The sequence below is a fragment of the Mesotoga sp. BH458_6_3_2_1 genome, assembly GCF_003664995.1.
In the GTDB taxonomy this organism is placed as follows: domain Bacteria; phylum Thermotogota; class Thermotogae; order Petrotogales; family Kosmotogaceae; genus Mesotoga.
Genome location: NZ_JFHL01000018.1, coordinates 12,829 through 39,064 on the forward strand (window position 1 = coordinate 12,829; position 26,236 = coordinate 39,064).

General features: G+C 43.5%; 20 protein-coding genes. 12 read left to right on the top strand and 8 right to left on the bottom strand.

Translation table 11 applies throughout. The annotated features are described in order from the left end of the window. Window positions 1–151: 151 nt before the first annotated feature. Window positions 152–1,120 carry a tocopherol cyclase family protein gene (locus Y697_RS08960; RefSeq protein WP_121551289.1) on the top strand — a complete coding sequence of 323 codons (969 nt, stop codon included), beginning with the start codon at window positions 152–154 and terminating at the stop codon, window positions 1,118–1,120. A 182-nt stretch (window positions 1,121–1,302) separates the two neighbouring features. Here Y697_RS08960 and Y697_RS08970 read toward each other — a convergent pair whose 3' ends face one another. The 6 genes from Y697_RS08970 to Y697_RS08990 all read right to left on the bottom strand — a co-directional run bounded on the left by Y697_RS08970 (window position 1,303) and on the right by Y697_RS08990 (window position 8,036). Next, on the bottom strand, window positions 1,303–2,133 hold the full coding sequence (locus Y697_RS08970; RefSeq protein ID WP_121551291.1) for an ABC transporter permease: 831 nt from the start codon (window positions 2,131–2,133) through the stop codon (window positions 1,303–1,305). Further along, window positions 2,130–2,924, bottom strand: a complete 795-nt coding sequence (locus Y697_RS08975; protein WP_121551292.1) for an ABC transporter ATP-binding protein — start codon at window positions 2,922–2,924, stop codon at window positions 2,130–2,132. The genes Y697_RS08970 and Y697_RS08975 overlap by 4 nt, the downstream gene beginning before the upstream one ends. An 829-nt stretch (window positions 2,925–3,753) precedes the next feature. Further along, window positions 3,754–5,601 (bottom strand): CehA/McbA family metallohydrolase, encoded by a 1,848-nt coding sequence (locus Y697_RS08980; protein WP_121551293.1) that lies wholly within the window; start codon window positions 5,599–5,601, stop codon window positions 3,754–3,756. Window positions 5,602–5,705: 104 nt separating this feature from the next. Then, window positions 5,706–6,731, bottom strand: a complete 1,026-nt coding sequence (locus tag Y697_RS08985; RefSeq protein ID WP_121551294.1) for a 3'-5' exoribonuclease YhaM family protein — start codon at window positions 6,729–6,731, stop codon at window positions 5,706–5,708. A 60-nt stretch (window positions 6,732–6,791) separates the two neighbouring features. Further along, window positions 6,792–6,923 (bottom strand): hypothetical protein, encoded by a 132-nt coding sequence (locus Y697_RS14990; protein WP_259462416.1) that lies wholly within the window; start codon window positions 6,921–6,923, stop codon window positions 6,792–6,794. 18 nt (window positions 6,924–6,941) lie between these two features. Continuing rightward, window positions 6,942–8,036 carry a sodium ion-translocating decarboxylase subunit beta gene (locus Y697_RS08990; protein ID WP_121551295.1) on the bottom strand — a complete coding sequence of 365 codons (1,095 nt, stop codon included), beginning with the start codon at window positions 8,034–8,036 and terminating at the stop codon, window positions 6,942–6,944. A gap of 224 nt (window positions 8,037–8,260) precedes the next feature. Between Y697_RS08990 and Y697_RS08995 the strand changes: the two genes are divergently transcribed. The 6 genes from Y697_RS08995 to Y697_RS09020 all read left to right on the top strand — a co-directional run bounded on the left by Y697_RS08995 (window position 8,261) and on the right by Y697_RS09020 (window position 17,133). After that, window positions 8,261–9,592 (top strand): GH1 family beta-glucosidase, encoded by a 1,332-nt coding sequence (locus tag Y697_RS08995; RefSeq protein WP_121551296.1) that lies wholly within the window; start codon window positions 8,261–8,263, stop codon window positions 9,590–9,592. 136 nt (window positions 9,593–9,728) lie between these two features. After that, window positions 9,729–10,589, top strand: a complete 861-nt coding sequence (locus tag Y697_RS09000) for a DegV family protein (protein ID WP_121551297.1) — start codon at window positions 9,729–9,731, stop codon at window positions 10,587–10,589. Between the two features lie 381 nt (window positions 10,590–10,970). Further along, the gene (locus tag Y697_RS09005; RefSeq protein ID WP_121551298.1) at window positions 10,971–12,332 is read left to right on the top strand and encodes an MFS transporter; all 1,362 of its coding nucleotides are present in this window, start codon (window positions 10,971–10,973) and stop codon (window positions 12,330–12,332) included. After that, window positions 12,316–13,569, top strand: coding sequence for a peptidase T (gene pepT, locus Y697_RS09010; RefSeq protein ID WP_121551299.1), 1,254 nt, complete (start codon window positions 12,316–12,318; stop codon window positions 13,567–13,569). The genes Y697_RS09005 and pepT overlap by 17 nt, the downstream gene beginning before the upstream one ends. A gap of 237 nt (window positions 13,570–13,806) precedes the next feature. After that, entirely contained in the window at window positions 13,807–15,459 is a 1,653-nt protein-coding gene (locus tag Y697_RS09015; RefSeq protein WP_121551300.1) for a phosphoenolpyruvate carboxykinase (ATP), read from the top strand. 465 nt (window positions 15,460–15,924) lie between these two features. Then, complete coding sequence (locus Y697_RS09020) at window positions 15,925–17,133, top strand: ATP-grasp domain-containing protein (protein ID WP_121551301.1); 1,209 nt, start codon at window positions 15,925–15,927, stop codon at window positions 17,131–17,133. Between the two features lie 211 nt (window positions 17,134–17,344). Here the strand turns inward: Y697_RS09020 and Y697_RS09025 are convergent, their stop codons facing one another. Then, window positions 17,345–18,217 carry a radical SAM protein gene (locus tag Y697_RS09025; RefSeq protein WP_121551302.1) on the bottom strand — a complete coding sequence of 291 codons (873 nt, stop codon included), beginning with the start codon at window positions 18,215–18,217 and terminating at the stop codon, window positions 17,345–17,347. A 3-nt stretch (window positions 18,218–18,220) separates the two neighbouring features. Here Y697_RS09025 and Y697_RS09030 point away from each other — a divergent pair, with 3 nt between their 5' ends. Beyond that, a complete protein-coding gene (locus Y697_RS09030; RefSeq protein WP_220665739.1) occupies window positions 18,221–18,670 on the top strand; it encodes a GNAT family N-acetyltransferase in 450 nt (149 codons plus the stop codon). A gap of 593 nt (window positions 18,671–19,263) precedes the next feature. After that, entirely contained in the window at window positions 19,264–19,698 is a 435-nt protein-coding gene (locus tag Y697_RS09035) for a hypothetical protein (protein ID WP_121551304.1), read from the top strand. Here Y697_RS09035 and abc-f read toward each other — a convergent pair. Beyond that, on the bottom strand, window positions 19,693–21,510 hold the full coding sequence (gene abc-f, locus Y697_RS09040; RefSeq protein ID WP_121551305.1) for a ribosomal protection-like ABC-F family protein: 1,818 nt from the start codon (window positions 21,508–21,510) through the stop codon (window positions 19,693–19,695). The two genes, Y697_RS09035 and abc-f, sit on opposite strands and share 6 nt — an antisense overlap. Window positions 21,511–21,651: 141 nt before the next feature. Here abc-f and Y697_RS09045 point away from each other — a divergent pair, with 141 nt between their 5' ends. The 3 genes from Y697_RS09045 to Y697_RS09055 all read left to right on the top strand — a co-directional run bounded on the left by Y697_RS09045 (window position 21,652) and on the right by Y697_RS09055 (window position 26,228). After that, a complete protein-coding gene (locus tag Y697_RS09045; RefSeq protein ID WP_121551306.1) occupies window positions 21,652–22,236 on the top strand; it encodes a hypothetical protein in 585 nt (194 codons plus the stop codon). 201 nt (window positions 22,237–22,437) lie between these two features. Further along, complete coding sequence (locus tag Y697_RS09050) at window positions 22,438–23,736, top strand: hypothetical protein (protein ID WP_121551307.1); 1,299 nt, start codon at window positions 22,438–22,440, stop codon at window positions 23,734–23,736. A gap of 794 nt (window positions 23,737–24,530) precedes the next feature. After that, window positions 24,531–26,228, top strand: a complete 1,698-nt coding sequence (locus Y697_RS09055) for a DUF4910 domain-containing protein (RefSeq protein ID WP_121551308.1) — start codon at window positions 24,531–24,533, stop codon at window positions 26,226–26,228. The last annotated feature ends 8 nt before the right edge of the window (window positions 26,229–26,236 follow it).

Genomic DNA, 26,236 nt, shown 5'->3' on the forward strand with positions numbered 1-26,236 from the left:
CTATATCTATTTCAGATGGCCTTACCAAACTGCGAGCGAATTGCCTAATGATAATCAATCTTAACATTCAGCTGTCCAGAAGAAATTGTACACTGGCTAACCTAGCACATTGCTGGAAGTCAAAGGTAAAATACTCTCAGGGAGGTGCCTTATGAGTCTCGGTGCGCTGTTCAATTCATATCTATATCATGGCAATTCTCTGAAGAAGCGCTTCTTTGAGGGGTGGTATTTCAAGTTTGTTGACAAGAGAAAAGAAAAGTCCTTTGCAGTAATTCCAGGCGTCTCAACAGGTTCCTCAAAAAACGAATCGCATTCTTTTATCCAGTTCCTTTCAGGTAACAGAAATGAATCAGGAAATTTCACTTATCCCTTCAAGGATTTTCATTCGGACACAAAGCGATTCGCAGTCGAAATCGTAGATAACTACTTTTCAACAGAAAGAGTGAGTCTCAATATGAAGAATGAGAAAGTCAAGATCGCTGGAGAGATCAAGATAATACACCCTTACCTCTGGCCCGTAAGATTCTACTCCCCGGGAATTATGGGCCCGTTTTCATTTGCTCCTTTCATGGAGTGCTATCACGGTGTCGTCAGCATGGACCACTCTCTGGAGGGAGAAGTTGAAGTGAGTGGAGAAGTAATAAATCTATATGGCGGAAAGGGTTATATAGAGAAGGATTGGGGAAGATCCTTTCCAGAAGCATGGGTCTGGATGCAGAGCAACAACTTCGATCATGCCAGGACGTCGTTTATGTTATCCATAGCAACGATTCCTTGGTTAGGGAGAAGTTTTACTGGTTGTCTGTGTGCCTTTCTTTGTAAAGGAGAGCTTTACAGATTCACTACCTATAAGGGAGCAAGAATCAACAGAGTTGATACATCCGGTGATAGGATTTCAGTTGAGTTGAAGCAGAGAGAATTTACGATACATGTGGATGCCAGGAAGACTTCTGGTGCGCAGCTTATTTCGCCGGTACAGGGTAGTATGAGTGGCAAGATCGACGAGTCGTTGACATCCGAGATTCATCTGAAAGTATACGAAGGCAACACACTTCTCTTTGAAGGTACCGGGACCAATTCTGGACTGGAAGCTGTAGGAAAACTGAAGCTAAAGGATTAGTTTACAGGAATAAACATCTATTTTGGTTGATTTGAAGACAATTGTCAGACTAAGATTTGACTTCGTCGATGCCAGAAATTTTCTACGAAAAATACGACCCACTTCAAAGATGAAGGACATCCTTTTTATTGAGGATGCCCTTCTTAAGATGGTCTTTATTACAAAACTTTTCAAGATTGCCATTAGCCACTTCTCTTCAGCACACCCTTTCTCTTCGCCCATGATTCCATTCTTCTGAAGAAAAGAAGACCTGACGGGAGGAGAAGAGCACCAAGAAAGATTAAGGGCCAAACATCATTACTCATCTCGGGCATGCTCTTACCTTCAAGAATCGATGCGCGCATGCCTCTCAACGCGTAAGTAGCGGGAGATAGCTTTCCGACCTGTTGCATCCAAAATGGCAGAACGTCGATTTCATAGTAGACTCCCGAGAACATCAGAAGCAAGGCTTGAAAAATGTGCACAACCTGCACTCCCTTTTCCGGAGAAATTAATGGCAACACTGCAGCAACTATTCCCAATCCTACAAATGAGAAGCTTGATACTGCAAGAATTCCAGCTGCTGACAGGAGATTGGCACTACTCAGGTCCAGATCAAAGAAGACCGAGACAACTAGCAGAATGAGTCCACTTCTCAGGATTCCATAGAGAATGGCGTAGCCGCAAGTACTCAGTAGATGCGTTGCCCTCCTAACAGGTGCCATAAACGTGTACTCGATTGTCTCTTCCCATCTTTCCCAGGCGACGGTCTCTGCAACTATTTCGAAGAGAATAGAGAGATATCCCCAGAGTATGGAACCAAGTAACATATAGAGGATCAAATAGCTCGTGTTAAGCTTAGTTCCAGAAAACGACTCGACTCCCTTTCCGATGAAACCCATTGTCACCGAGTTTGCCATAGTGTAGACAAAGAAAACAACTTCCCATTTCCAGTATCTCTTGGTGAAATTGAAATTGCGTTCGATAAAGGCCCAGGAGGCGCGAAGCTCTCGGGCCAGCGCCTTTCCACTCATGCCGATTCTACCTCCTGATACTCTGCCTCCTCGATACTCATACCTGTAAACTCCAGAAAAACATCTTCAAAGCTTGGATTATCGACCTTTCCAAGAAGCTGTTTTTTCAATTCGGCCGGTCGCCCCGAAGCAACGATTCTTCCAAGATGAATGATAGCCACGTAATCGCAAAGCTTCTCAGCTTCATCCATATCGTGTGTTGTCAGAAGCATAGTTGTATTCATTGTTTGTTTGACATCTCTAATCATATTCTGAACATCCCTCTTCGCTCTGGGATCGAGACCTGTGGTTGGCTCGTCGAGCAAGAGCATTCTTGGTTCTGTCATGAAGGCTCTCACGATTGCCACCTTCTGTTGCATTCCTCTCGAGAAATCTTCGAGCGGATCCTTGAGCCTCTTCAGATCCAGGCCGAATTTCTCGGAGAGAAAGTTTATCTTCTTCAATGCTTCACGTCTCGGTATTCCGTAAAGGCCCGCAGAAAAACTGAGGTTCTCTACGGCAGACAGCTTTCTAAAGAAGCTAGCCTCTACCGAGACCCTGTTTATCATTCTTTGAATGGCCACGGAATCGCTGACCGAATCGAATCCGAAAATGGATATACTTCCCCTATCGGGTATCAAGAGTGTTGAGGCGATCCTAATGAAGGTCGACTTTCCCGAACCGTTGGGACCGAGAAGACCGTATATCTCTCCTTCCTTTATTCTCAAACTGACTCCTTTTAGTGCTCTTACTTCTTTTCGATTCTTCTTGAAAGTCTTCACAATATTATTGGCAAGCAAAGCGTCTGCCATTTTCTCACCTTCTTAAAGATAATGAGGTCTGCTGAATTTGCTTTCAATTTCCACTTTCTGTCTTTCAACTAGTCCGTCTATAAAAACGTTTCTTGAACCTCGTAATCTCTTCATTATGATTCTCCTTTTGTAAGCTGTTTCACTTCGGGAAGTCCATGAAACTTTCCGGTCTGTAAATGAAGGGTGGAAGTGCTGCGATGTCGTTTTCTCTCTTCTTTCTCGGCGAACTTATTACTATAAACATATTTACCCCCTTGATCTTCCGGAGAACATGGCCCCTTATGATGATCGAGGCTTTCAGTGGTTGTTGCGCCCAGTTCCCCTCTCTTTCGGTGTCTCCAACTCTTCTCTTTGATTTCTCGTATTCCTTTCATCAGATACTCTTTCAAACATTCTGCTCACCTCCCAATAGCCAAAAAAAAGGACCGTGGCTTCTACTCGCCACGGTCCTTCATACTTCCTTATCGTTATACGATCTTATACCTCACACGACGGAAGAAGGCGTGGCACAGTACGGCATCACCGGATACCCGGTTAAGATAAACGGTTGCCGGAACTCTCGTTCTAATGGTCATCAAACTATGCCTCCTTCCAAATAAGTCTCTATCGCTGGAAAATTATAGCACAATGAACAAGCAATTCAAAGCATTTTGTCTAAGATTTTCTAAAGTCAATCTTAATTTTGACAACCTTATTTTGTCATGTGCTAAATAATTGTAGATGGAGCTACGAATCTTGAATCATAGAAAGGTAGAAAACTTCGTGGACTCAAAAAGGTACTTCAGTCCTTCTAGAACGACTGCGAACGAAAAGGGATAAGGGAAGATCCTTACTTGAACAGCCGGTAGACAAGTTCGCTGTTGTGATCAATTACATCGTCAGTAAAAGGATCCCCGGGGAATAGGAAAACACTGCCCAGCCCGTATTCATGATCTATTGACTCTCCCTGCAGATCTGATAGCCCATCAAATAGAATTCCATCAAGTTCAGTTTCTTCGCCTGTTATTGTATCCTCGTACCTGTAAGGAATACCCATTTCTTCGATAAGTCTGTTGTATGTAGCTAGAACATCACTGCTGATTTCATCGCCGCTCCCAGTTATGATGAGTGTTCCCCCGTTCAAAACAAACTGCTTAATTATCTCGGCCTGTTGGGGCATGAGCATCTTAAGTCGTTCAAAACTTCCGCCAGCTCCGGGCAGTGGAATTATGAGAACATCGATTGTATTCAGTTCACCTTCCTTAAAAATCCTGTCGGCAGTCGAATACTTGTGACCACTTCCCTCAAGAGCCGCCTCCAATTTGCCTCTACTATCACTGGCATAGTTGACGTGACTTTTATCAAGTAAAACATTCAATGAATCCTCGCTCCTTATGTTAAGTTTGATGCTTGAGTATGGGACGGAATCAAGAAAGAAGGAGATGACTCCATCGTGCGCTTCTACTGTGTGCTGTGTATTCACAATCTTAGATTCGAATTCCTCCAGCATGACTGTCTCACTATATATTTCACCGCTTAGATTGGTTATTTGAATCAATGAGGAAGCTTCTTCGGAGGAGAGGTTCGAGATTTGGAAAGAGAGTGTCAGGCCTTCTCCTGGCTTAACGCTCTCTGGGTAAGCGCTAGGATTGTAGAGGTGCACAGGGTTTGATCTTTGAAACCAAATGGGTGAAGATACCGCTTCCTCGCCGTCGCTTCCCTTAACGTAAATGAAGAAATACTGGAACCCGGTTTCAATATTCGCTCGGATGCTGAGATCTAACTCATGGCTGTCGACCAGGAACTGTGCAAATATCCCATCCCGAGAAAAAATCTTCACTGTCTCCAGAGGATCGTAAGCAGTGTCTTCGATTAGAATTCTCAGATCCACTTGATCGACGTCATAAACAACATCTCCCATAAACGCTTCTTCGGTAGAGAAGTGAATCTTAATGTTCTTATCTTCAGTTGCATATGTTCTTCTTTTCATAAATGCTTCCAGTATGGTTTTTTCGCTTAGATCAGTAGCATAGACGGCTGTTCTTGAATCGTTTGCTCCTCCCCAGTTGGGTTTGTGATTGTCCTGACCGAGAGTCGCACCAATGTGCCATCCCTTTCCCAGTGCATCAATGTAGGCTGAGAACATCTCATCGACAATCGTGTCGTTTTCCCACCAATTTCCATTGCCAACTTCAATCATATTCATATAGAGATCTGCTTGTGGGGAATACTGGAATTCCTTGAAGTTGTCTCCGAAATCTCTCACAGGATGGTTGAACTGGCCGACCGCACCGTGCTCTATTATCCAGTCATACAGGTCCCAGAGATCCGACTTGACTCTATCCGTCCAGTCACTTGTGCCGTACACGTTTATATGTCCAGTACCGGTTGCTGTCCATTCAAAACCCGCGAATGCAGCAAAGAGCTGAGATGAGGCTTCCTTCGCAGCCTCTATTGTTGCAACCAATTTGTCCCTCCCGTCCGGGAGCTTCTGAGCAAAATAGTAGGCATGATCGGTAATTGCAAGAAAGTCAAGATTGGGTACTTCTTTGGCGAATGAGTAGGCTTCTTCCGGGAAACCCGTGCCGTCTGAGTAAGAAGTGTGAGAATGGGGATTTCCAAAGTAGAGATTGAGTTCGCTGCCCATCAAGACAGTCGATGCTAAAGTGAGCAACACAATGATGGCAAAGCTTTTCATAAAATCACCCTTTCCTTCGTCTCATATTTGTAAACACTGAATTTTGAGGCATTGGCAAGATCTAATCGATCCAAATACCCTTAATGCCATTATCCAGCTCTTCCTTAATCGCTTTTTCTACGTTCACCCAGGTAGAGCCTGCTCTGGAACATCTTCGAGAAGTCCGTCCACTTGCTTTCGTTTGAAGTCATCAACGCATGAGTTTCAAAATTGTCAAGCCTTGAGTCAAGATTGTCACAGAGCCAAATTATTATTGATTCACGGGTCTTCGGGGTTACAGGTGAACCGAACTGTACTTCTCCATGATGACTGAGCACTATGTGAATCAACTTCCTCCTGGTTTCCTCTGGAAAGCCTTCGATACTGGAAATCTCCATATCAATCAGTCTTGCTCCAATGGAGATATGTTCCTCCAAGTAACCGTCATCAGAGTAATCAAATTCGAAAGCTTCAGTGGTATAGGTTTTTACCTTTCCAAAGTCATGAAAGAGTCCACCAATTACAACGAGGTCTCTGTCGATGTTTGCGCCGGAATCTGATACCTCTGTCAATGCAAGTGCATATCTCACCACAGAGAGGCTATGTTCTGCAAGACCACCGATTCTGGCATGATGATACATCTTTGCCGCAGGAGCTTTGAAGAAGCCTGGACAGACCCCGTCATCTGAAATGAGCCGCTTGGCAAGAGTTTTCATATAGTAGTCTTCTACTGACTCTATGAGTGCCGAGACTTCAGACTTAATTCTTTCGAGGTCTTTGACGACGGGCAGTAACTGCGAAATCGAATCGGAACTGTAGCTTTCCATCTCGTCTATTGAGAAAAGCCTTCTAATTTTGATACTTAATCCGAATCTATCATCTACTAGATAGTCCGCAAGGGCCACATTACCGGCAACCGGTTCCAGGCATCCCGATTCACTAATCCATGCTTTTGCTTCCTTTCTATTCTTGGAATCTCCAACTACACAATCATAGTAAGGGCCCCTGTTCCCCTCGACCTTCTTGGCACCAAATATGAAGAAGAAGCCTTGCTTCAAATTGACGAAATTCTCGACCCTGTCAGAAGAAGGATCATACTCCCTCAGGATTTCGGAAAGGACCGGATAACTGCCACTCTTCCCTTCAATCATTGTAATTCTCCTCGATGGAGTTTTTGAAGTCTTTATAGTCGAGCATCTTAATAGAGAAACCTACTCCTCATTCCTTCTTGAGGCAGACTTCATAAGCAATTTTATCATTATGAAGAAAGCGATCGTAGCCAGAAATGTTGTTGGATAACCTTCAATGAAAATCATGATACTCTTCGAAACGGCTTCGCTCATCGTTGAAGCTCCTTTCATCTATAGAAAAAGTGCGAGTACTATACTGCCAGCCAGAACAGAACCAATCTGTCCGGCAACGTTTGCACCAGTTGCATACATTATCAGGAAGTTATTTGGATCTTCTTCAAGTCCCATCCTGTGAACAACCCTGGCGGACATCGGAAAGGCAGATATTCCAGCTGCGCCTATCATGGGATTTATCTTCTGTTTTCTAAAGAGGTTGAATGTTTTTGCAAAGAGAATCCCGCCCATGGTATCGAGTATGAAAGCAACGAGTCCCATGAGAAGAATCAACAGAGTCCTTTGATTTAGAAACGCGCTTGCCGTCATCGTCGAGCCAATAGCGATCCCCAAAAAGAGAGTGATGATGTTGGAAAGCTCATTCTGGGCAGCATTACTAAGTTTGTTAAGGACTCCGGATTCTCTTATCAAATTCCCGAACATGAGCATTCCGATCAATGCAACGCTTACTGGAGCAATAATTCCGGCAAGAAGTGTAACGAGTATTGGAAACAGTATCCTGACATACTTGGGAACTTTCTCGGTTCTATTATCCATTCTGATCCTTCTTTCTTCTTTCGTAGTAAGCAACTTGATTATAGGTGGTTGAACAACAGGCACCAGAGCCATGTATGAGTATGCGGCGACTGAGATCGGTCCGAGCATGTGAATGGCAAGTCTACTTGCGACATATATGGATGTGGGGCCATCCGCAGTGCCAATGATACCGATGGATATTGCCTCTCTGATATCGAATCCAAGTAAAGCTGCTACGATTATAGTAAGAAAGATTCCTAGCTGTGCCGCTGCTCCGTAAAAGAACATCACGGGCTTTTGAAGTAGAGGTCCGAAATCTATCATTGCTCCTATTCCAATGAAGATCAGAGCAGGGAATAGTTCATTTGCTATTCCGGCTTCATAGAGAATTGTAAGGACACCGTGCTCTCCGATGGCCGATGATCCCGGAATATTCGTGAGAATCGCTCCGAAGCCTATCGGCAAGAGCAGCATCGGTTCATATTGCTTCTTAATTGCCAGGAATATTAGAACTCCTCCTATTGCAAACATAATGAGATTTCCCGCGGGGACCAAAAAATTCGATAGCAAATTCATCACTGCTGCCTCCCAGATTTTAAGTCATCTCTCGAATGCAAAGAATCGAAAAACACTACGGATTCGGAACCGCTTCATCACATTCAATATTAATACAACCCGTAGCCCTTTTGATCAGAACGAAAAGGTTTTCACGCTTCCTTTCGAGACTTCCCAGGTAAACTTGATAGCTCCAATGATATGGTAGGATTTGTCTGTTGAGATGAACTGAGGAGGGAAATACTTTGGCAGCAGGTTTTCCTGAAGACTTTCTATGGGGTGTTGCAACGGCAGCTTATCAGATTGAAGGAGCCGATCTTGAAGAAGGTAAAGGTCCGTCGATTTGGTCGGATTTTTCCCACAAGCCCGGGAGGATAGATTTCGGGGAAAGTGGCGATGTTGCTTGTGACCATTATCACAGATTCACAGAAGATATTGATCTCATGACTGAACTTGGACTGAATTCTTATCGATTCTCCATATCCTGGCCGAGAGTACTTCCAAAGGGGAGTGGCACGACAAATCAAAAAGGTATTGATTTCTACGATAAACTGGTCGACAAACTTCTGGAAAGAGAAATACAACCTATTGTCACTCTGTATCACTGGGATCTTCCTCTAGATTTGCAGGCTAGATTCGGTGGATGGGAGTGCAGAGATATCAGTAATTACTTTGCCGATTACTCAAGTCTGATGTTTTACAGATTGGGTGACAGAGTTAAGTACTGGATCACTTTGAATGAACCTTACTGCTCTTCTCACGTGAGCTATCTTTGGGGTGAACATGCTCCCGGAAAGAGAGACCTGAAAATGTCACTTTCTGTCGCTCACAATCTCCTGCTTTCTCACGGTGAAGCAGTGAGACGTTTCAGAGAAGACGTCAAAGATGGCCTGATCGGTCTTACAAATGTCTCCACTTTTGTTGAGCCCGTGACGGATTCTAAAGAAGATCTCCGTGCTACAAAAATCTATGATCAATTCGTGAACGGTTGGTTCTTTGAAACTCCACTGACTGGTGAATATCCCTCTGAACTCTTTGCGCTCTTCGAAAATGCTGGACTGACACCAAATATCGAAAGCGAAGATATGGAAATCATATCGGTACCCTTCGACTTCTGGGGAGTGAATTATTACACAAGAAACCTAGTTAGAAGAGAAGAATCAAGCATACTAGGCACCGAAGTCGTTCAAGGAGAACTACCGAAGAGCGAGATGGGCTGGGAGATCTATCCGGAGGGGCTTGAAGCTTTTCTTTTCAAGGCCTACAAGCAGTACGGCAAGAAACCAATATACATTACCGAGAACGGCATTGCGTGCAAAGATAAGTTGTTGAATGGCTCCGTTGATGATCATCGTAGAATTGAGTATCTGAGACAGCATTTCTCCGCTGCTCTTAATGCAATAAAGGGAGGAGTGGATTTGAAAGGTTATTTTGTCTGGACCTTGATGGATAATTTTGAATGGGCGCGTGGTTTTTCCAAGAGATTTGGCCTGGTGTATGTGGATTATAATAATGATTTGAGACGTATTCCAAAGAAGAGCTTTGAATACTTCAGGGATTTCATTAGAACTATGTGAAACAGATTTCGAATGAATAGTGGGCGTTGTCGAGTTGTTTAATTTGTTGGCCATAGGAAGCCTTTCTGAACGGATTGGCGAAAACAGGGGTCATATGGAAGCGTAAGAGAGACCTTTTTGACAGGGGGTTTGCCAAATGATTGGAGTCATAGTCGATTCTGGATGTGATCTTCCCGAATCAATGAAAGCAGGTAATGACGTAAGAGTCATTCCATTGAAGATAATCCTCGATGGTAAGGAATATAGAGACAACATTGATATCACTGCTTCAGATCTTCTTCAGTACATGGAAGATAAGTTTCCAAAGACATCACTTCCAAGACAATCGGAAATCGGAGAGGCTTTTGACAGCCTTTACGAAAAGGGATTCAGGGAGTTCCTATATATTGGAATTTCCAGTGGCCTAAGTGGGACTCTTGGTCAAGTGAAGACTTTTGTCAGAGACTTCTCCGAAAGGCACTCCGATGTAAACGTTGAGGTAGTAGACTCGAAGAACATTTCGATTGGTTCAGGGCTGCTTGCTATGAAGGGGATAGATCTGGTCCGGCGAGGGTTGGCCTTTGAAGAGGTAGTGAGCGAGATCCGCGATTCTGTGAGTAAATCCAAGGTCTTCTTCTGCATACCTGTTCTAAAGTTTCTTAAGGCCGGAGGACGAATTGGAAAGGTTACCGCAACAATCGGGGATTTTCTCGATCTGAAGCCTGTAATAACCGTTGGCGAAGATGGGATCTATCACAGTGTTTCAAAAGAAAGAGGCATGAAGAGAGCCGTTAAAGCTTCGGTAAAGAAGCTCTTGCATTTCATTGAGGGCAAAAAATTGCTGCACATTGCCGCTTATACATCGGACAAAAGTGAGAAGACTAGAGAATTTTTCAATATGGCTGTAGGCGAGATTGAGGCAGCAGGAATAAGTGAGATAATTACTGGACAGATCTCTCAATCTCTTGTTTGTCACACAGGGCCCGGCTTAATTGGTGTTGCTGCAATCTTTGAGTAAAAAAAAGCCGCCATTGTGGCGGCTTAAATCGGGATATTCCAGGGGGTTTCAACATGCCTGTCCTTCATCCATACTTGGGGGGTAATGGGGGACTTGCATATCGGTACTCATGTGCTTTGTCTTTTTTAATGACCGTTCGAGCTTTTGGGGTTTCAGGGTTTCTTATCTATTTGATTTAATTCTACCCAAAGAAGTCGGGTTTGTCAACATAGTGGAGCAGGATTGTCGGCTTTTATTTGTAAACATTTAGTTAACTTGAAGTCCTGCTGATTCCTGAATTGATTCTCCCCGAATGAAACCTTTTCTGGTGAACGTTTTTATTTGAAACTTTGCAAATGGAGAATGCCTGTTCCAATATATTCATAGCCGGAGATGTATTAATTGGATAAAAATAGTCAAACGAGGGTCCTGTCGGTTTTTGAGGGTGCTATCTATAATGGTTTCTTCTTGATTACTCAGGGCTTCCTTGGGACCGGGCTTGCTCTCGAATTTGGAGCCTCTGAACCGGTTATAGCTTTGATCGGAGTTCTTCCATCTGTCTCACAATTTGTTCAGCTGATTGCTCCTTCAATTCTGAGAGCCGCGGGAAGCAGAAAGCGAGCAATGATGATCTGTGCTTCTGCAGGAAGATTATCTACGGCATTCATTCCGGTCACACTTGCTTTAGGAATAAACAGACAGTCTCTTCTGCTAGTAATTCTTTCTTTCTTTTCGCTTTCTGCAAGTCTTGCAGGCAATTTCTGGGTATCAATCATTAGAGATGTTGTCCCCTCTATAGGCTCTGCCAAGTTTTTCAGCATGAGAAACGTGACATTCACAATTACAAATATGCTTATAACGCTTCTGTACTCGTTCATTCTTGATTCATTTCCTGGGAAAACGGGATTTCTAGCCATCACTACTCTTGGAGTTATCAGCGCGGTAATAAGCTTATTATTGCTGGGTTTCCATTACGATCCTCCACATGAAATAAGCTACGGAAGAGGCTTATTCAAGGCTGTTGTGAGAGACAAGAAGTTTATGCCATATCTGCGCTTCTATTCTTTCTGGAGTCTCTCGATAGCAATCACTTCACCGTTTTTCGCTTATCATGAGCTGGTCAATATGAAGCTAGACTATTCCTTTCTCAGTTTACTTAACGTCTTTAGTTCGCTTCTAACGATGTTATTCTATCTATTGTGGGGAAAGATGGCTGATAAAATCGGAGGGCAGGCAGTTCTAGAGTTCGGAGTCTTTGGAGCGTTTTTGAAAACCTCACTGTGGTTGTTTATGGACAGTGGAACGGTATATCTTTTGTACATCGACACGTTGATTGGGACTGCTTCGTGGAGTGCTATAAACCTGTGTCTATTTACTACCATGCTTGAGCTCCTAAGAGGAGTAGATGTGCAGTCTTATTATGCATTGCTCTCATTCGCGAATGGCACCTCCGCTCTTGCAGGTTCACTTATGGGCGGATTTCTAGCATCATATTTGAACAGATATAGCTGGACTTTCAGCGGTCATCAATTCTTTGGAATTCAGATCCTTTTTCTTGTTACCTTCATTCTAAGAGGAATTTCTCTGATACTCTTAAAAAGAGTTAAGACTAGAAAAGTGGTATCTGTGTCCGGAATGGTTTTCAATTCTGCAGCCGTATTAGCCAATCGATTTGCGGCAAGACCGAGAGAGTTGATAGAAGTTCTCATACATAAGAACAAGTCAAGACAGAGAAAGGAGAATAATGATGGAAAGACTGATTAAGAGATTTCTAGAGTATGTGTCTGTAGAAACTACTTCCAGTTTCGAATCTAAGACATTCCCTTCGACTAATACTCAACTGGAACTCGCAAAAATTCTTAGAGCAGAGATGGAGTCAATAGGATTGAAAGAGGTTGTTCTGGATGATTATGGCTACGTAATGGGGACCTTGCCATCAAATATCGAATCAGACGTTCCCGTTATTGGATTTATAGCCCACATGGATACCAGCCCCGATATGAGCGGGAAGGACATCAAACCTTCGATTATTGACTATCAAGGAGGAAAGATACCGATCAACGAAGAGAAGAATATCTTTATTGATCCTGATCTCTATCCTGAGATGTGTGACTACGTTGGGGAGAGGCTTATTGTAACGGATGGGACTACTCTGCTTGGTGCCGATGACAAAGCAGGAGTCGCGGAAATTATAACCGCTATGGAGTACTTGATCTCAAATCCCGAAATCAAGCACGGAAAGATAAGAATTGCATTTACGCCGGATGAGGAGGTTGGAAAAGGGACAGAGCATTTCGATGTAGAGAAATTTGGAGCCGATTACGCTTATACCGTTGATGGAGGGGCTCTTGGAGAACTTCAGTACGAGACATTCAACGCAGCCAGTGTCGAAGTTGTTGTCAAAGGATTGAATATTCATCCAGGAAGCGCTAAAGGTAGGATGAAGAATTCTCTTCTGATTGCATGCGAGTTCAACGGCATGCTGCCTTCAAACGAGGTACCGGCTGTAACCGAGCAGCGGGAAGGTTTCTTTCATCTGGGAAGCATAAAAGGATCAGTGGAGGAGACAGTCCTCAAGTACATAATCCGAGATCATTCGAAAGAGAAGTTCGAAAAGAAGAAGAAGTTGGTTGTGGAAATAGCGGCTTTCCTGAATTCGAAGTACGGAGAAGACACGATAGCTTTCAATATGAAAGATTCCTATTGCAATATGAAAGAGAAGATCGAAGAAGAGATGATCGTAGTAGAGATTGCCAAGAGGGCCATGGAGAGTCTCTCAATAGAGCCAAGAATAGAGCCTGTAAGAGGAGGAACAGACGGAGCTCGTCTTTCTTTTATGGGACTTCCGACGCCTAATATCTTCACTGGGGGTCATAATTTTCATGGAAGATACGAATACATTCCTACCAGTTCAATGGACAAGGCAGTTAAGGTGATTGTCAAGATCGCGGAGCTTTTCTCTAGAGAGGAAAACTGGAGAAGCCGAAAATCAACCTTATGAAGAGCAGTGGTGGGAGTTCAAGAATGGCGGCGCGCTGATTGGTTGCCTTAACCCATAATAACTCTACAGTATTTTTTGTAAATAGTCTTATCGCGATTTCCCGTATCTTGGTCAAAGATGCAAAATTAATAGTAATTCGCACAATCTATGTGGATTTTGCGAACTTTTTTGGTTCTTAAGGTAGAGAGATCTTCGACCGAGGAATTTGCTAATCTTTTTGGTTTTTGGAGGTGAAGAATGTCAACAGGGTCCAGATTCATAAGGGGAAAAATCGGAAGAGGCAATCCCCTCTTCTCAATGTCTAGGGTAACAATAGAAACTGCCTTCTACGGAAATAATGTTGTGCCGGTCTTTTCGCCAAGTGAAGCATACAAGCTGGCTAAAAGCTCTCCAGGTACCATAGTCACAGATCTTCCAGTTTACAGACCTGAGAAAATTGGACTTGAATCCGACTCAAAAGTGCTTCTCTTCAACGATGGTGCCGTGACGGGAAGATGCGCATCCGCGAGAAGAATTATTGGAGAACCTGGAGTAAATGAAGCAGAATATGGAGCTAAGATTAGAGAAGCGATCTACAACACCAGGAGACAGAAAATGTATCATGCGCAGGCTTATATAGGGCTCGACAGAGATTTCATGGTCAAGGCCCACCTACTTGTTCCCGAAACTCATGAGAACCTGATCTACAATTGGTTGTTGAATTTCCAGCCTATAAACGAGTGCTACAATGAAATGTATGAGTCTTCGGAAAGATGCGAAAATGAAGGAGACATCTTTGTTTTTTCCAATCCAGATTGGCAACATCCCGACCACCCTTTGGGTCTTTCATTCTTCGATCCGGAGCACAACTGCGCAGCTATTCTTGGGATGAGGTACTTTGGTGAATTCAAGAAAGGAACCCTAACCCTAGCGTGGGGATGCGCTAACAGACAGGGTTTTGCGGCCTGTCATGGTGGGCAGAAGAGGTACAATCTGAAGGATAGGAAATTTGTTGTGGGATTCTTTGGCCTCTCCGGGTCAGGAAAATCCACTCTGACGCATGCTAAACATGGAGAAAAGTATGACGTAACGGTCTTACATGACGATGCGTTCGTGATATCTTCTTCCGATGGGTCCTCCGTGGCGTTAGAACCTTCCTACTTTGACAAGACTTCGGATTATCCTTTGAGCAGCGAAGATAACAAATTCCTTCTGTCTGTTCAGAATGTCGGGGCCACCCAGGACGATGAGGGAAAAATTGTTATTGTGACTGAAGATCTTCGCAACGGTAATGGACGGGCAATCAAATCAAAGCTTTGGTCTCCAAATAGAGTAGACAAATTTGACGAGCCTGTGGACGCTATTATCTGGTTGATGAAGGACCCATCAATTCCTCCTGTAATAAAGGTTAAAGATCCCGTTTTAGCATCAGCCATGGGTGCTACTCTAGCAACAAAGAGAACCTCTGCCGAGCGGTTGGCACCGGGAGTTGATCCCGATGCACTTGTTATTGAGCCTTATGCCAATCCGTTCAGAACATATCCACTATCTGACGATTTTAACCGTTATCTTGAACTGTTCGACAGAAGAAATATTGAATGTTACATATTCAATACGGGACACTTCGGTCAAACTAAGGTTCCGAAAGAGCTTACACTCCGAATTCTTGAGTCAATTGTCGAGAACCGCGCTGAATTCGTTCCCTGGGAACCGTTCCAGAAACTTGAGGTAATGGAGATCGAGGGTTTTCAGCCCGATTTATCTGACGAGGATTACAAGAAGCTTGTCAGAGACAGACTGGTTGACAGGTTGAACTTCCTTCGCGCAAGAGAAGTGGATAGAGGAGGTTTCGACAGAGTACCTCAAGAAGCAGCGGATTCAATTTCATCACTAATTGACAAACTTAAGTAGTCATAATAGCTATCGAGGCCGCCATTAGGCGGTCTTTTTATTATCAAAGAAGAAAAAAGGTTGGTCTTCAAAAAAAGGATTCCTGACTGGCGTCAGGAATCGAAGGGGGAATTGCTACGAAACGAGGAGTTGTCCGGATTGCGGCTAACTGTACTATGTCATCGAGTACATTATGAACACATTGTGACTGAAGTTAACCGTCAACCTTTCAGAGATATTATACAATTTATTCTCAAAGAAACCAAATCGTATTTGTTATGTAAATGGATGTGCAAATTGAGTCACGCTTGATTGGCATGATTGGCATTGATCTATATTCATATTTCGAAATGTTATGTTATAAGGCACAAGGACTGTGAGATGCAGAATCAGTGAAATCCGATAGACAACATAGCTGTTACCTTCTTAGCTTAATATGGTTTTGAGAAAATCTTGTCTTCAATTCGCTTGGCGGGAGGTATACGTTTGAGGGTTCTAGTAACTGGTGCAAGAATGTGGTACGCAATTAATACCATAAGGATTCTAGCTAAAGGTGGCCATGAAGTGTTCGCCGCCGACAGCAGAAAGTTAAGTGCGGGGCTTTATTCAAGGTACCTCAAAGGTAAGTTTGTCTATCCTTCTGTAAGTGAGAATGGCGAAGCTTTCGTTCGTTGCGTTTTGGAAAAGATAGAGGAAATGGAAATTGACGTTTTGTGTCCAACGTTTGAAGAGGGCTTTGTATTGAGCAAGCATTCAGATTTGCTGCAGGGGCGAGTCAAGATGATGATTCCTTCTTATGAGCATATTAGGCTGCTACACGACAAATTATCCATGACCAGTTACGCCAGGTCTCTCGGGATAAGCGTTCCTAGGACGATGCTTCTGGAGAACTTTGAACCTGCTGACAGCAGCTTCCCGGTAGTGATAAAACCTAGAAATCTTCGCTCTGCTGAAGGCGTTTCAAAAGTCAACTCACATGATGAATTCATCAAATATTCGAAGGACCTTGATGGTGACAAGTATCTTGTCCAGGAGTGGAAGCATCCCTACCAAATATGTACAACTGGTTTAGCTTACAATGGTCAACTCATAGGAAACATCATCTATCACAATTTGAGAGAGTATCCGGAATCAGGTGGAATAGGCACTTGCAGAATCTCGATAGAGTGTGAAGAGGTGCTTGGCAATGTAAAGAAGATTGTCAGTGATCTCAACTATTCAGGGTTTATATCAATGGATTTTCTACATGACAGAGATAGCAATGGATACTATCTTGTAGACGTCAATCCCAGAATGAGTCCCGGATTACTGGTGGCGTACACTTCTGGATTAGATATGGTAAGCGCCTATATCGATTTGGTGATCAGAAACAAGGTTGTCCGACTATCCCCTTTGAAAATCGGGAACGGAACCTATACGACCGCTATGGAGATTGGCTGGTTTTTCAGCACGCTGTTTAAAGGGAAGTTCGGTAATCTGAAAGGCTTCTTCAGAAGTAGAAAGAGACTTAAGGATGATTCCTGGGACGTGCGCGATCAAGCACCTTTTTTCGTCATGCTCATGGCAATGTTAAATACAGCCATTTTCGGGCCTCTAAAGGGAGGTCAGACGAAGAGTTTTTCTCTTGGAGCAACCTGTGATATTGAGAGTCTCGATGAAGAAGAGAATTTAAATGAGAAAAGGCAAGTAGTGTGACCGGCAATCGATAGACCAGAAAAACGCTGCCCTTGCAAGGACAGCGAAGCGGTCTAAGGGTTAACTCGAAGATATTTTACCACATAAGTCACCTCTTCAGCCATTGTGAGAAGTCCTTTCTGAAGAAGCCATCTTTTAGTTTGCAGAAAAAAGTATTTTCGTTGTATACAGTTTGCAGCGATTTACGAGTTTCTTGGAAAGCGATCGTATGCTAAAATAGCGTTCGTTGTGAGTCAAGATCAGGGCAAACAATTGGTTCTCCAAATGAAAGAAGTCTGATGCCAAGCAAGTTAGCTTTAGTCTTGATAAAGTTCTTTAGCTCACGGGATTTTGGGGAGCTACAGGAATACATGTCTCCGTATGTTTTTCTATATATTTCGGTCAGGCCGGGAAAGTACTGATCGAGTTTCTTGTAGTAATACTCTCTCTGTCTATCTCTCAAAGTCATTCCAGTTGAAGCATACACGAAGCTTGCACCTGCATCTTTTGCAGTTGTAAGTATAGCTGAAAGATTGTCCTCATCATCTTCAATAAACGGTAGGATTGGCGTCATAGCAATTCCCACATGGATACCCCCATCAACAAGAGCTTGGATAGCTGCAATCCTTCTGGAAGGTGAAGGTGCCGCTGCTTCAATCTTGTTTGCTAACATTTCATCAGTTGTAGTGAGCGTGAATACCACCGAGCAGTATCGCTCAGAAATGTCTTTCAGTAAATCCAGATCTCTCGCTATCAGGTCGCTCTTTGTGGTTATTTGCACCCCGAACCCACAGTCACGAATTACCTCGAGAGATCTTTTCGTAATCTCTAGCTCTTCTTCTGCCGGCAAATAGGGATCGCTCATTGATCCCGTGTAAATTATGCCCTTCTTTCTCTTTCTTTTCATTTCTGTCTCCAAGAGTTCTACAGCATTTGACTTGTAGGCGACGTCTTCGAAATCATCTATTCCATAGCACAGGCTGCGAGAATCGCAGTAGATACATGCGTGTTGACAACCACGATACGGATTGTAAGTGAATCTCTTATAGCTGGTGGATCGCTCCCGAAAAGGTGAAATGATCGTCTTAGCAATAATCTCCCTCATATAATGATAATACTTTACCAGATATCAACGGAGGTTCAGATGGAGATTCGAAACGGTGATTATACAGTGACCGACAATAAAGAGATGGTTAGTAGAGATCTAGTTAAGCGATATATTCTCGATAGTTCATACTGGGGGAAGAATCGAACTGAGGAGCAGATTGATAGATCTATCGATAGTTCACTGTGTTTCTCTCTGCTTATGAATATTGAACAGATTGGATTTGCGAGAGTGATAAGCGACTTTGCTACTATATACTATCTTGCAGACGTGTTTGTATTGGAAGAATTCAGAGGAAATGGTCTTGGAAAATGGTTGGTAGAATGTGTTCTGGCCCACGAAAAACTGAGAGGACTTAGGGGAATGCTAAATACAAAGGATGCGCACTCACTATATGAGAGATTCGGCTTTAATGTTGCTGAACCTCAAAGTACTATGATCAGGCTTCCTTAGAAGTTTTGCGTTTCAATTATGAATCATGCTGACGATGCTGGTCAAACAGGGTTTTTGAGCGGCCGCTATCATTTCACGAGTATCTTTCCTCCAAAAATCCCTCGTTCCGGAGAACGACCTACCTCTGACGATCAAGGTGGGTTCAAAACCGTTCAGCGTTTTCTAGACAAGCGGTTCTTTTCCCGCAAAGCAAAGACTGGCCACCGAAGGTGATTGCCCTGCACCAGCAAATAAGTATTATCCGTTCTGTTTCCTTCTACCCGGTCTTGTTAACCCGTGTTTCCTAACCCACTCTTTTAACCCGATCCTTTGTTGCCCCGCGGAGCGGAGCCGTCCTACGTCAGCAGGCCGGCTTACAAATCGTGTCCCGCCTAGCTGGTGTCTTGATCTTCATACCTCTATCCTCGGTCCTCTTGAATCTGTCCAGCCTATTTCTCAATTTGTTGGTAGGGACCCTGGATCTAGTGTTATTCCCTTATCTGCTATAATGATTTTTGTAGAACGTGCTTGAAAAACGTGTTCATTTTCGGATAGAGTTGTTTGTTGTTTTCTGCAAAGAAATTAGACTAGCAGCCCTTTTGGGAGTGATTTATATGGGATTTTTCGAAGGTGCAACCATGGTAATCTTTATCTTTTCTTATGTCCTGTGGGCGGGTGGAGGGTTGCTTGTTTCAGTGTTTATGTTGCCCATGCGTGACCCCAGAACGGAAGCTCAGGTGCAGGGTTATCTCTATACTTTTTGGGAGACCATAAGAATTTCTGCGATAGCAATAACGTTGGTTGTCGTAGGCGCCGCGATCTCGATAATATTTATTAATTCGGCTTCGGTTATGTGGAGTCTGATTTTCTTCATTTCTGTGGCTATAACTTCTTTTCTCTGGTATGGTGCTGACAGGGTTATGAGAAAAGGAGCCAGTGATCCCAGATCTATCATTGAAGTTGATAAGCGGAATTTCGAAAGATATCTGGTCTTCGCCGATCTCTTTATAGGCCTTTCAATAGTATCGGCAGCTTTTCTAGTACTATGATTGCTCTTCCAACAATATTGAGAGTTCCTGAAGATCCCTCTGCAAAATCTCTCTTTCTTCAATTATCTCCAGAAGTCTTTCTTCTGCCTGCTCTACGTTCCGCTGGAGTTGTTGTAGCTTCTCATAGTCAGTCGCATACAGGCCCATCTTAAGTTGGGCACTTTCTACATCCTTTGACAAATTCTGCTCCTCGTCAATCAGTTGTTGAAGCTTTTCGACGATTGTTTTCTTTTTGTTGGAGAGTTTCCGCTTCTCCTGAAAACTGAGCCTAGCCTCTTCATTGCCCGATGAGTCGACGTCTCTTTGGTTCCTCCTAAGATACTCTCCCACTGAGGATACAAATCTTAACTTCTGTCTGTCTATCATTAAAAAGCGATCACACACGTTTTGAACAAACTCTCTGTCGTGGGAAACAAGGATTATGCAGCCTTCGTATTCCTTCAATACTTCTTCGAGACTCTCAATCGACCAGATATCGAGATTGTTTGTCGGCTCATCCATGACCAGAACGTTTGGTCGAGAGAGAATTAGTTTAGCCAGGGCCAGCTTAGTTCTTTCTCCCCCGCTTAATGATGAAATCGGTTTGAATACATCATCACCAGGGAATCCGAACCTTCCTATATACTTTCTTACTTCGTAATCGGGTTGACCACGCATCATTTGCCAAATCTCGGTGATCACATCATTCGAAGAATTAAGATCCTCGGTCAGCTGCGAAAGATAACCCCAACGAACGTTGTGCCCCCATGTAACCTCTCCTACGTACCCCTCAAGATTCTCTGTTATTATCTTCAGCAGGGTTGTCTTCCCGCTACCGTTAGGACCCAGAAGGCCGATCTTGGTTCGTCTGTGAATTTCTGCAGAAGAACTACTGAAGAGTTTCCTATTTCCAAAGCCGAATGACAGTCCTTCGATCTTCAAGACCGAATAACCTGTCCTATCTGGCTGAGGAAGCCTGAACTTGGTCGGTCTCATCTCTTCATCTGGAATATCTACTGATTCTAACTGCTCTTTAAGCCTGTCTCTTTGCTTTTCTTTGTTGATTGCCTGCTTTATGAATTTTTCCTGGCCCCAGAGTCTGTAGCGTTTTGCAACGGCGTCCAGTCTTTCGATTTCCTTCAGGAGATTCTCTCTTGTTCTTAAGCCACTTTTGACCATAATCTCTCTATCTGACTGGTACTTGTCATAGGTTCCGGTGAAATCCCATAGTGAGCCACCATTCAACTCCCAGAATCTGTTCCCGATGTTTCTGATAAGATATCTGTCATGAGTTACTACAAGCAAAGCGCCTTTATAGTTTTTCAAGAAATTCACAAGCCACTCTGTCGATTCAAGATCGAGATGATTTGTGGGTTCATCCAGTAACAGAAGATCGTAGTCGACAAGGAAGAGCTTTCCAAGAGAAATTCTTGTTAGTTCTCCTCCACTAAAGGTTTCGAGACGCCTATCCCAGTCTTGTTCAGAGAATTCAAGTCCCACCAGGATGCTTCTAACTCTTCTTTCATAGGAATAGTATTCCTCCGTGTCGGGAAGAATGCTGGATTTATCCTGCATATAATAGTCCATAAGACTCAATTGTCCATCTGGGATTCTGCTTTGAATCTGATATCCAATCCGCACACTTGTGGAGTGAAAGGTCTCTCCTTCAGTCGGCAGGAGATCACCAGAAATTATTCTCATGAGAGTTGATTTTCCGCTGCCGTTCTTACCAAGAAGGATTATCTTGTCTTTCTTGTCGATCGAGGTTGAGACTTCGTCGAACAGAAAGTCCTGGCCATAATCATGTCCTACCTTACTCAAAGTTATCAGCATAGAGCTCCCTTTCTCATTCTCATTCAGTCACAATGATACATCATCTGAGACTATTTTGAAGAAGGGACTTTCTGATAGAGATCACGCTTGGTGGACATGTGCTATCTTTGATTATGTGAAATAATCGGGTGGTGCATTAGTTTGAAGCTCTGGCTTCCTTTTCTTATTGTTCTTACAGCATTTCTGGCGATATCATACATTTGGGGATTCAATTTCTTCAGAAGCCCAGATCAAGTCTTTCTGCAATATGAGAAGGCGATGCTGGATTATGCTACTCAGATTCGTCTTCAACAACAGGCCGGTTCACGGGTCGGTCTTAGCGGTCACGAAATCGCTCTTCTCAGAGAGATGGCAATTGTCGAGCTTGAGGGAGATATGAAGAACCTAATTCTAGATTTTCGGAGAGATTGGTCGGTAATGCAGCGCCATTACATCCAGTATGCGCGCCTTTCCAATAACTGGTTTGAAAATGGGCTGTCTGGTTCGATATATACTCAAGATGATCCGGAGTACAGTGAATATCTTGAACAGTACGAGCTACAGGATGACCCTGAGAGTTACTGTGTGATATTCATTCCAAAATCGTCTGATCAAAGCGTTTTTAGCGAGTTCAGAGGAGCACGAATATACTTTCTACAGAGAACAATATGGGGTTACAAGATCGAATGGGGCAGATCTTTGATAGATTTGATTCTCGGTATGGATATTTCATCTGTATCAGTGTGAAATGTAGTAGTCTTTCAAGTTAGACTTTTGACTGCATAGAAGATGTTTTGATATGAGTAACCGTTTGTAGCTATATAATCTCTTTGATGACGATAGTCATCGCTCTGAGCACTTTTCAAACAGGAGTTCTCGTTTTTTATGTGGAGTTTTCTGGTATCCTTTTATTGAAAGTATTTCATTCAGTTGTTGCCGGAGGAAATGATGTTATTGAAAAGAGTGAGTGAAAGAAGAAGGGAAAAGAAGATATCAAAGACAGAAGGAAGAATTTCGAAATCTCAGAATGACAAAGAAAAGGAAAGACTTCTGAAAGAACTGGGTCACCTAAAAGAAGAAAACGGGGATTTCGGTGGTGCCATAAGGGCAATAATAGAGAGACTCAAGATTTCCACGAGTAACGAGACGTTTGAAGAACTAATCGATATTTGTGGAAAGGCAGATGACTCAATAAGGCGTGCTTTTTCAAAGGAAATTGCTCGATTTGCAGGAGAATTCGATGATTACCATTGGAAAAGAATGGTTTTGGAGTATTCAAGCGAGGATTCTAACCCGGCTATAGATTTGGTTCTAGACTGCTACAGAGCGTCTCATAGATTGATCTTCGCGCGAGCAGCCCTCGAGAAGATTGAAGAAGCCCTTATAGGTGAAAGTGGAGAAGCGCTCTCTAAAATGAAAGAGATCTATGTGACGGTAATTACTGAGGCAGGTGAGATCTCAAGGGAAGATCAATTGGATCTTCTTCTAAGAGCTATTCACTTTACCCGCTCGACGATCGGTGACGAGATGATGTACCTGGATTTTGCAATCAAGTATATAATCCTTTCTTCAGTGGAGAGAGATTCAGCCGAAGTTGTCAGCGATCTGGTTGAGAGAATTGACAGATATATCGTTCTTTTTGTAGGAAAAGAGGAGTTGTTGCTGGACAAACTGGATGCCATCTTGCCGAAGATTCAAGAGGTTGAAGGAAGAAGACTTCTGCTTAAGAAAATGAGGGATATCGCCCGGCTGGTTTCCGACAAGAGATATGAGAAGTACGCAGATAGTTCCGACGAGGCCAATGATATTGAGGCGTTGAAGAAGAACTGTACCTCGTCCGAATTGAAGGCTAAGACAAAGGATGCAAACAAGGCGGATCTTCAAATCCTAGTAGGAGATTACGAAAGACTTATCGAAGCCCTTCAATCACCCGAAGAGAAGCTCGTTTACATAAGGAAATTGGGAACTCTGTTCAGGGACCGTCTCGAAGAGTACTACAGAGCGCTTGATGTCTTTGAAGAAGGGTTGAAGTTGAAGAGCGATGACATATCTCTTTGGCTTGTGAAGGGAATGACTCTGGAGAAGATTGCAAGAAACGAGAGTGATCCCGATAAAGCGTCGATCTTCTGGAAAAAGGCATATGATCACTATCATACAATTGCAGAGACTTTCGAAGAGCAAGAGGTGAAGCTTACCGCTATTGAGAAATGTGCGATGATACATGCGGAAAGATTGACCGGCGTTTAGGTTAATAGTAACTCTACCGGTCGTCATGTTTCGGGGGGCGACTTTAGATTCTCCGAAAGAGTAGTTGTGCTCAACGGTTAAGAAAGGGAATGGGAAGAATCAAATCTTTTGTCTTCACTGCATAGGATGCTCCGGTCGTTATAATGGACATGTATGAAGAAAGTGAGGTGCAATACAGCAGTAGATAAGCGCAAATGGGAACCAGCAACTCTCATTCGAGGAGCTGTTTCTTCTGAGGCTGATGTGAGGGAAGTTGCGCACTTTTTGTGAGGAAGTCAGGTCAATCATCATTTTGATTAACAATGCCGCCATCGGTTGGACCGAACGCTTCTTGAAAGGGTATCGATGACTGGGAAAAAGTAATTGACGTCAATCTTACCGCTCATAGTTGATTATTAGATGTTGTGTTCCTTATCTTTTGGCTTCTGAACGCTCTAGCATATTTTACAGTGCCCCGACAAGAGTGTTAGCCGAAGAATGATTTACGAAACCAAATTGGGCTTCAAAGGGTGGCCTTTTAGTCTTAAAGCATTCATCGTCAGTTAGTTTGTGACCAAGGATAAGGTCAGATGCCGTGAGTCCTTGCTGGATTGATGTCTCATTTCATGACAATAGGTCAGTATTAAGATTTTCCGGGTTAAGGGATAACGTGCACAATCAGCATGCTCAAGATAGGAAGATGCGGCAGAAATCGATCTCATTCAAAATGGTGATTAAGCCTCTTTTGTCGCAGGTGAGAATTTTGCCATGGCTGGACCAGAAAGATGACTTATGCTGAATAGGAGTGGATTGGCTTGAGCAAAAGACTGGATGGAAGAAAGGTCAAGTCTCTCATTGAAATGCTCTCAGGGTATCATAGGATGAGGGGAAGTAAGGACTACAGCGAATCAATGTATTCCCTGAAGGGCTACCTTCTTCGCGCCGGATTTCCGAAGGAGAGATTTCATGTATTCGAGTATCCTGCCGACGGAGTTACCAAAACGGGAAACATTCTTTCTACACTAGCTTGGGAACCAGTATATGGAGAACTCTGGCTGGAAGCGCCCGAAAGGGTTTTCGTAACTTCCACGGCGGTGACGAAAGTCTCCCTTGTTTCTGGAAGTGGAAGCAGTGATGGTTGGGAAACGTTACCTCTTGCAATATATAATGGCAAGGGTAACTACTCGGGGAAAGCAGTTCTTGCCAACGATGATCCAGTGAAGGTCTTTCAAAATGCGGTGGTCGAGGGCGGAGCGAGATGTCTTGTGTTGTGCCATATGAGAAAGGCCTTTGAGGAAATTGGCCGCAGTTTGAACGATTTGCCTCAAATGACCAATTACTTGACAATTCCTTATGACAGGAAGTCTGCCGATCTAAATGCTGTAGCCTTTTCCGTCACCAAGGAAAAGTTCGACATACTCCTTAATCACGCGAAAAACGGGAATGCGGCTGTAGGATGTAGAGTCGAAACTAAGATGACTGAAGGTAATTTTGAGGTACTCCAGATAGATGCTACCGGTTTCAAAGAAGGTCCGGACGTGCTGATAACCGCTCATTTGTGTCATCCTTCGCCTGGGGCTGATGATAATGCAAGTGGCGCGGCTCTTGCCACGGAAATAGCAAGAATTCTTAATGATGAGAAATTCCCTTTTTCTGTGAAGATTGCTCTTGTTCCCGAGTATCTGGGTAGTGTTCCCTACGCGCTTCAGCTTAAGGAAGAGAACAGGCTTCCAATGTATACAATAAATCTCGACATGGTTGGTGCCGATCAGGATAAGACCGGTTCGACTTTTATCCTTTCTGAAGTACCGCCCTATCTTCCGCAGAGATGGGGGCGAATCCTTGAACTCAATATCAAAAAACTATTACCTTCAAACTCAGGATATCCACTGAAGAGATTCGGAGAGATCCCCTTCATGGCAGGATCCGATCACTGTGCCTTCACTACTCTTGGAATACCTTCTCCGTTCATGGGTCATCTTCCTGATAGATTTTATCACTCCGATTTTGATACACCCCAGATGATGGATGAAGCAGAACTTGAATGGGTAGGACTATCGGCTCTCAATACTCTGGATCAGTTAGTCAAGCCGGATCCTGATTTGCTTCTAGAAGTTAAGGGAAAGATGATTGGTGAGCTTTATCGTATTCTGAAAATGGTAGCCGGCAGAGAGGGAAGTGACGATTTATTCGATCTTCTAATCTCGAATTACGAGGGGGAGGTACTGAGAAGGAGCTTCAACGATTCAGGCAATTTGCCTTCGTTGAGTCCGCTGGAGCCTGCTTTTGAAAGTTCTCTAGGTCTTGAATGGATCAAGACGTTTCCTCAGAATCTCAAAGATGAACTTGGGATAGATTTCGCAAGTATCGCAGACTTCACTGTAGGGGGTGCTGCTGTAATTGGAGGAAGAGAGGCAGTTGAGCTCCTCGCCAGTATACATTATAGAGTCGAAATAGAGAAAGTGAGAGTGCTTACTGGCTGGATGATAGAGAGAGGGTTATTGAGATCATGAGCTTGAGG

Excerpts from the sequence above, each read along its gene's own strand:
- Y697_RS08960 (WP_121551289.1), top strand. The coding sequence starts at position 152 with ATGAGTCTCGGTGCGCTGTTCAATTCATATCTATATCATGGCAATTCT.
- Y697_RS08970 (WP_121551291.1), bottom strand. The coding sequence starts at position 2,133 with ATGAGTGGAAAGGCGCTGGCCCGAGAGCTTCGCGCCTCCTGGGCCTTT.
- Y697_RS08975 (WP_121551292.1), bottom strand. The coding sequence starts at position 2,924 with ATGGCAGACGCTTTGCTTGCCAATAATATTGTGAAGACTTTCAAGAAG.
- Y697_RS08980 (WP_121551293.1), bottom strand. The coding sequence starts at position 5,601 with ATGAAAAGCTTTGCCATCATTGTGTTGCTCACTTTAGCATCGACTGTC.
- Y697_RS08985 (WP_121551294.1), bottom strand. The coding sequence starts at position 6,731 with ATGATTGAAGGGAAGAGTGGCAGTTATCCGGTCCTTTCCGAAATCCTG.
- Y697_RS14990 (WP_259462416.1), bottom strand. The coding sequence starts at position 6,923 with ATGAGCGAAGCCGTTTCGAAGAGTATCATGATTTTCATTGAAGGTTAT.
- Y697_RS08990 (WP_121551295.1), bottom strand. The coding sequence starts at position 8,036 with ATGAATTTGCTATCGAATTTTTTGGTCCCCGCGGGAAATCTCATTATG.
- Y697_RS09000 (WP_121551297.1), top strand. The coding sequence starts at position 9,729 with ATGATTGGAGTCATAGTCGATTCTGGATGTGATCTTCCCGAATCAATG.
- pepT (WP_121551299.1), top strand. The coding sequence starts at position 12,316 with ATGGAAAGACTGATTAAGAGATTTCTAGAGTATGTGTCTGTAGAAACT.
- Y697_RS09015 (WP_121551300.1), top strand. The coding sequence starts at position 13,807 with ATGTCAACAGGGTCCAGATTCATAAGGGGAAAAATCGGAAGAGGCAAT.
- Y697_RS09025 (WP_121551302.1), bottom strand. The coding sequence starts at position 18,217 with ATGAGGGAGATTATTGCTAAGACGATCATTTCACCTTTTCGGGAGCGA.
- Y697_RS09030 (WP_220665739.1), top strand. The coding sequence starts at position 18,221 with ATGATAATACTTTACCAGATATCAACGGAGGTTCAGATGGAGATTCGA.
- Y697_RS09035 (WP_121551304.1), top strand. The coding sequence starts at position 19,264 with ATGGGATTTTTCGAAGGTGCAACCATGGTAATCTTTATCTTTTCTTAT.
- abc-f (WP_121551305.1), bottom strand. The coding sequence starts at position 21,510 with ATGCTGATAACTTTGAGTAAGGTAGGACATGATTATGGCCAGGACTTT.
- Y697_RS09050 (WP_121551307.1), top strand. The coding sequence starts at position 22,438 with ATGTTATTGAAAAGAGTGAGTGAAAGAAGAAGGGAAAAGAAGATATCA.